We start from the raw sequence: 5,798 nt of genomic DNA, 5'->3' as shown, positions 1-5,798 counted from the left end.
TAGCGGTTACCTGTTTATTGGCTATATGGCAGGCGTCATAGAAACGGTAGGACTTATATCCGGGCTTAATTACGGAACTCGGGAACCAGCATAATGATGCCAAGCCAAATGTACAATGGGCACAACCTGTAGGCGTAGGGTGAAACTCCCTTTGCCTACTCGACCACTCGATGTTATACATAAGCATTAAAGAAGATTAATCAATATTGTAATGATTTTTGGTCAGGACTTTTGGTCATTACAACATGTCTTTGAATATTTGAAAGAAAAAGCAATGTATACCAGAACAATGAAAACAAGATAAAAGAAAAGATTAACGGTGGAAAGGCAATTGTCGTGGTTGGAGCGCGACAGGTTGGAAAAACTACATTAAATTAGTTGTAAAATATTTGTTTATCAAGTCTCACTCTCTTTCTTGACCATTTTCCAGATGTCAACCAACTTCTGTATATTAGGCATAACCTGCTTCTGATAGTCGGCCAGCAGAATTATCATCAATATCACGATTCCAGCCAGGACAGCATAACCATATACCTCTTTCAGGCTTACCATTGTTGCTTGTCGCTGCACCTCGCTGTACAAGTCAGAAAAATTCTTTGTCAGCGGATTCATCCAATCGAGTTCGCTGCTGAGTAATGCCAGTTTTTTCTGTCTGACCGCATTATATGTATGGGTAACGATTGCGCTGCTCATGGCATTGCCAAAAGTGGTGCGAATGAAACCAATCACGCACATTGCCTGAAAATAATAGTTGAACGTGACACTACCGGACATCTTGTAGGTAAGCCCCGTATAGATGATGACCAATCCTGCCCCTTTGAGAAACATGGGCAGATAAAGCATCTCTTTGTCAGTTGAGCCATCTATGAGGAAGTAGAGCATCATTTGGTAGAGTGTGAAGCAGGCAAAACCTGCAAACAGTATCACCTTGTTGCGCCATTTGTAAATCAACACACCTATATAGAAAAATCCAGCTCCAGCCAAAACACCAGCGAAAGAGCCCCAGTTCAGAGATATGTTGTGGAAAGTGTCGAAGTGAAGGATTGCACCGGTGTAGATGTTCTGCAAACCGCCTGATGTAACCGACATCAACGTTAAAAAACCTGCAAGAAGAAGGATTTTCAGCATATTGGGCTGGGCAAAAGTTTCAATAGGAATGTATGGATGTCGCACTGAGGATTCTCTGTAAATTATCATCAAAAGGCTCATAACAGCTAAAAAAGTGACAGTGGGTATTTCTTCCCCTCTCCACCAGTCGTAATGCTCACCATACACACCGATGAAGATAAGAGTCATCAGGAAGACGCTCCATAACACTCCACCAAGATAGTCGATTCCAAGTAAAGGCATATACAGTCCCTGCCTAAAGTGCCGTCGCATAGTAACATGAATTAACAAAAATACCAACAGTAATGCTGTAATAGTAAAGAGATGCATTGCCTGCCAGTCGAACGCCAAAATGCTATATCCTGTCGCCAGATTGGACAGTTGTATGCAGCCCAAAATGAAGGTGAAAAGGAAAGGAAAGAATACTGCAAAGTCACGCGTTGGGGTAATGTTGAGCTGGATGTTGTTCCAGCAAATAAACGTTCCCACCATTCTTAAGGCTCCGCATAGAAAGCTGACGAACACCACTAGCGGTACAAAGTCGGAGTACATGCAAATTAAGTCGCCTGCTATCAGTGCTAACGTGACCACCATCAGAATATCGCGAGTCTTGAATCGGAACAATATACGGAAAAGCACGGGGAAAATCATGGTCTGACCTGCCAGCGTGGCGTATCCTGCCATCATGATGTCTTCGTTGATCCACGACATCGATCCAGCCATTTGGCTGACTGCCGAAATGTAAACTCCACCTGCAAATTGATAGATAACGATGATGATTAGAAAGATTATGAAACGCAACCTTACAGGTATAAAATCTTTGCATGCCATAATACGGCGTGCCATAACTACCTCATCGGGAAACTGCTTTGTCATGTTTGTTGTATTTTACTTCACATTCCATGTTCATCCCTGAACTCAGGAGTTTTAAATCTTCTTTTTTGTTTTTTTCGGTAAATGCTATCTTTACAGTGATGCGTTGTTCTACCTTGACAAAGTTTCCTGCAGAGTTGTCTTGCGGTATCGCAGAATACTGCGCTCCTGTAGCATTTGAAATCTTGCTAACTACGCCATGATAGAGGACTCCCGACACTGCGTCTGCCTTTATATCTACAGGCATACCTTCTCTGATATTGGCAGTTTGGGTTTCCTTATAGTTGGCAACTACCCACACCTTATCACTTTCCACTATCGAAAGGAGAGTCTGACCAGGTTGGACGAATTGTCCTTCCTGAATAGCCTTGCGCGAAACAACACCATCACACGGTGCAAGAATTACAGTATATGAAAGGTTCAGTTCCGCTAATTCCAGTGATGCCTTTGCCACCTCAATGTTGCTCTGGTTCTGATCCAGACATTGGGCCTGTTCATCTTTTATCTTTGAGGTACTTCTCTTTTGTCTTACCTGCATTTCGTATTTGGCTTTCTTCGCATCATAATCGGCTTTCATGGCTTCATATTGTTGACGCGTTACGGCTTTCTGATTAAAAAGCATATCATAGCGTTTGTAATCATTTTCAGCCTGTTCCATTCGTATTTTAGACTCCTCGATAACTGCATCCGATACGTCCATGTTGCTAGCAGTAGTAGAAATTGTCGCCTCAATCACCGTACTCTGAGACAATGCTTTCTGATAATCGGCTTTCGCTTGAGCAACCCTTAGCTTATATTCCGCATTTTCTATCACAACCAAAGTGTCGCCCTTCTTCACCTCCTGGTAGTCGTCAAAACGAACTTCTTTTATATATCCCTGCACACGACAGTTGACAGGCACCATATAACGTCGCACCTGTGCATTGTCTGTATATTCTACTTTTCCCAGATGGACAAACTTGGAACAGATCCATATCAATCCTATTCCCACGAACAGCAGCACACTGACGTTTCTGATAATCTTTCTTGTTTTATGGTTCATTTCTGTTTATCTTTGGTTTATAAAGTTCCTGTCACATATAGCAGCTTGTAGTAATTGTATATAATATTGATTTGAGCATTGATTTCTTGTATTTCTTCGGATAGTTTGAGATCATCAGCATCCAGCAAGTCAATAATCAGCACCAAGCCGTTCGAATATTGTTTGAAGATCACATTGCGGTTCTCCGTTGCCAGTTGCAGACTTTTTCCCTGTGTACGAAGCAGTACGAATGCGTTCTCATAATCTGTATAAGCCTCTTTTACATCCATTGTTACCTGCTCCTGTGTGGCAGCATATTGCTCCTCAGCCTGGCATACCGCCTGTTTTTCTCTTGCGGTTTCTTTCGGTGTCTTGTAAAGGCTGCCGATGTCGTAGATCAATCTCATTCCCACATACCAGACGTTGATATTGTTGTTCAAGATTGGGATTTCATACGTTATAGGCCCCAAAAGCTTATCGGCTGCTACAAGACTCAGCTTAGGCATATATCCTGCCCGGGCTATCTTCTGTTTTTTTTGACCCAGCCCTATCATTAATTGGCTTCGCTCCAAAGTGGGAGAATTCAGCGTCGCCATGCTTTGCAACTCGCTTTCTGTATATCGTTTGCTCTCCCAGTCAAGCATGCTACTATCGGGTACAATCTCTGTTCCCTCTGGCAGTCCCAACGCCAAAACCAAATGACTGTTGTAGATAGACGCCTGACCCTGCAACTCAGTTTTCTTATACAAAAGGTTTTGCAACTGCACCTCATAGCGGGTAATATCGTTTTCCAACGCTATTTCTGCATCCACTTTGGCTTTCATAACAGCTATCACTTCGCGCGTCTGCTCGATGTTCTTTTCATAAACAGTCAGCAGATTAATCGATTTATAAAGATCAAGGTAATATCCTGTAAGCAGGAATCGCACCTGCTGACGCTCGCCTTTTGCTTCCAACTCCGCTATTGTATATTCTATTTGTGAAGCCTTGATTTTATTGGCTATCGGCCCTCCGTCAAAAAGCACCTGCGACACCTCGAAAGAAAAGCTGTTTCCGAAATGTGGAGATGAGAAGGTTTGTCCATTTTCGAAATTCCGATCCGAGACCCATGCGTTGCTGTTGTAGGTAGCCATGGCATCAAACTTCACGTCAGGTAACATGGCATTTTTCGATACACGCATTGACTCATTTGCCGTCTTCGCTGCTGCTTCGCTGGCTCTTATCCGCCTGCTGCAACTGTCAGCAAGCATAAAAATTTCATTCAATTTCATCGTTCGTTTCATCGTCGCCTGACCCCACACTATCACAGGCACAAAAAAGAGCATTACGGCAATAAGCCTCAGTTTGTATTTCTTTATTTTTTTCATTTTCTAACGGTATTTGCATCAAAAGATTAACCTTTTGCTCTGTTGTCCCTTTTTTGCCCGACATCAACAATTTGTAGGCATATAAGAACAATTGTGAGAGCAAAAAAATACACTACTAGTGGGAGTGGAGTATTAAGACTTGCCACATAAGGGATGCTCGATATAGGTGAGGTTCCCAGATTGGAACAAGTAATACTACTGATTCCAAATACAATAATAAAAAGTGAGACACCTAAGATTTGATATCTACGCAAAAGTTCAGTTTTGCTCATCATATAAATTCTTTAAAAATTCTAATTGAATTTGACTGCGCGAAGGTATTTAATTACCTTTGTTCTTAATTTGTATATTAAGAAATTAATAATGCAATTTACGCCAAATGAAAACAGGGCAAGAGAAACATATTTCCTCAATTGAAAGTACATCAACGGATGATATTTTAATTAAGGTTACAGGACGCGAGGAAGTCGATTGGTCTCCACACGCACACAATAAGCATCAGATAATATATATTCTATCGGGAACCCTTCATATAGAGGTAGATGATATTAGTTATTTTGTTACAGATAGGCATTTGATATGGATACCTTCCGGTGTATCACATCATCTATCGAGTAACAATCTTCAAATATCATTACTTGTTTGTTATTTTTATATTGAAGACTTCAGGAATGACAAATTTTCCATATATGGGACAGATGAGTTAATTGCTCGTAATCTGGAATTTATAAGTACGCTATCGTATATTAATAGATATAAAACACCCGAAACATTCTCTTTTGCAATAAGTTTTTTTAGGCTGCTACCAAATATATGTATAGAAGCATCGTTTCCGACTCTACCATTTTTCATTGCAAAAGATAGTCGTTTGCTGCCAGTACTAGAGTATATTAATGCAAATATAAATCAAGATTTAAACATTGAAGGCGTTGCTTCACGCTTTGGTTTTTCTGTAAGAAACCTAACTCGTCTGTTTACAAATTCAGATATAAGCTTTGTACATTATCTTAATTATCTACGAGTTGTTAGGGCAATAGAAATATTAACGGACAATATGATGAATATTGAGCAGACTTCCTATAAAGTTGGTTTTAATTCTCCAAATAGTTTTTATCGAGTGTTCAAACAGATAACAGGAAAATCTCCATCAATGTATATCAGAAAGCTATAAATTTTGAATATATAAAAATAGAGTAATTTCAAATCTTCGTAACCATCCGATAAAGAGCATAGTTTTGTAAATAAAAAATTAAATGCAGCACACAATAATAAATAGGACTCTGAGCGGCCTGCAAGACCCGGCGATGAGTCCGTGTTGAACTACAAACGCCGGGCTATGGACTATGTACTTAATGAGGTTTTTGATATTTTTTGAAGGCAGGCTGATTAACCGTTCTTTGAAGTTTTGTATATTTTGCAAGGTTTGTGAC

The 5,798-nt window shown here is 40.4% G+C and carries 6 protein-coding genes; 1 reads left to right on the top strand and 5 read right to left on the bottom strand.

The features are described from left to right. The 4 genes from Q8907_11725 to Q8907_11710 form a co-directional block, all read right to left on the bottom strand. Window positions 1–181 (bottom strand): hypothetical protein (locus Q8907_11725; protein MDP4274937.1); only part of this gene is annotated, 181 nt, incomplete at its 3' end. A 215-nt stretch (window positions 182–396) separates the two neighbouring features. Then, window positions 397–1,983 (bottom strand): hypothetical protein, encoded by a 1,587-nt coding sequence (locus Q8907_11720; protein ID MDP4274936.1) that lies wholly within the window; start codon window positions 1,981–1,983, stop codon window positions 397–399. Then, window positions 1,961–3,022, bottom strand: a complete 1,062-nt coding sequence (locus Q8907_11715; GenBank protein ID MDP4274935.1) for an HlyD family secretion protein — start codon at window positions 3,020–3,022, stop codon at window positions 1,961–1,963. The genes Q8907_11720 and Q8907_11715 overlap by 23 nt, the downstream gene beginning before the upstream one ends. A gap of 17 nt (window positions 3,023–3,039) precedes the next feature. Beyond that, on the bottom strand, window positions 3,040–4,368 hold the full coding sequence (locus Q8907_11710; protein MDP4274934.1) for a TolC family protein: 1,329 nt from the start codon (window positions 4,366–4,368) through the stop codon (window positions 3,040–3,042). A 379-nt stretch (window positions 4,369–4,747) separates the two neighbouring features. Here Q8907_11710 and Q8907_11705 point away from each other — a divergent pair, with 379 nt between their 5' ends. After that, window positions 4,748–5,539, top strand: coding sequence for an AraC family transcriptional regulator (locus Q8907_11705; GenBank protein ID MDP4274933.1), 792 nt, complete (start codon window positions 4,748–4,750; stop codon window positions 5,537–5,539). Window positions 5,540–5,617: 78 nt separating this feature from the next. On the opposite strand, the gene Q8907_11700 is transcribed toward Q8907_11705, so the two are convergent. Next, a partial coding sequence (locus Q8907_11700; protein ID MDP4274932.1) for a hypothetical protein occupies window positions 5,618–5,798 on the bottom strand: 181 nt, incomplete at its 5' end.

This window comes from Bacteroidota bacterium (assembly GCA_030706565.1).
Lineage (GTDB): Bacteria > Bacteroidota > Bacteroidia > Bacteroidales > JAUZOH01 > JAUZOH01.
The sequence above is the reverse complement of the archived record's forward strand: the minus strand, read 5'-3'. Positions and strand labels throughout refer to the sequence as shown.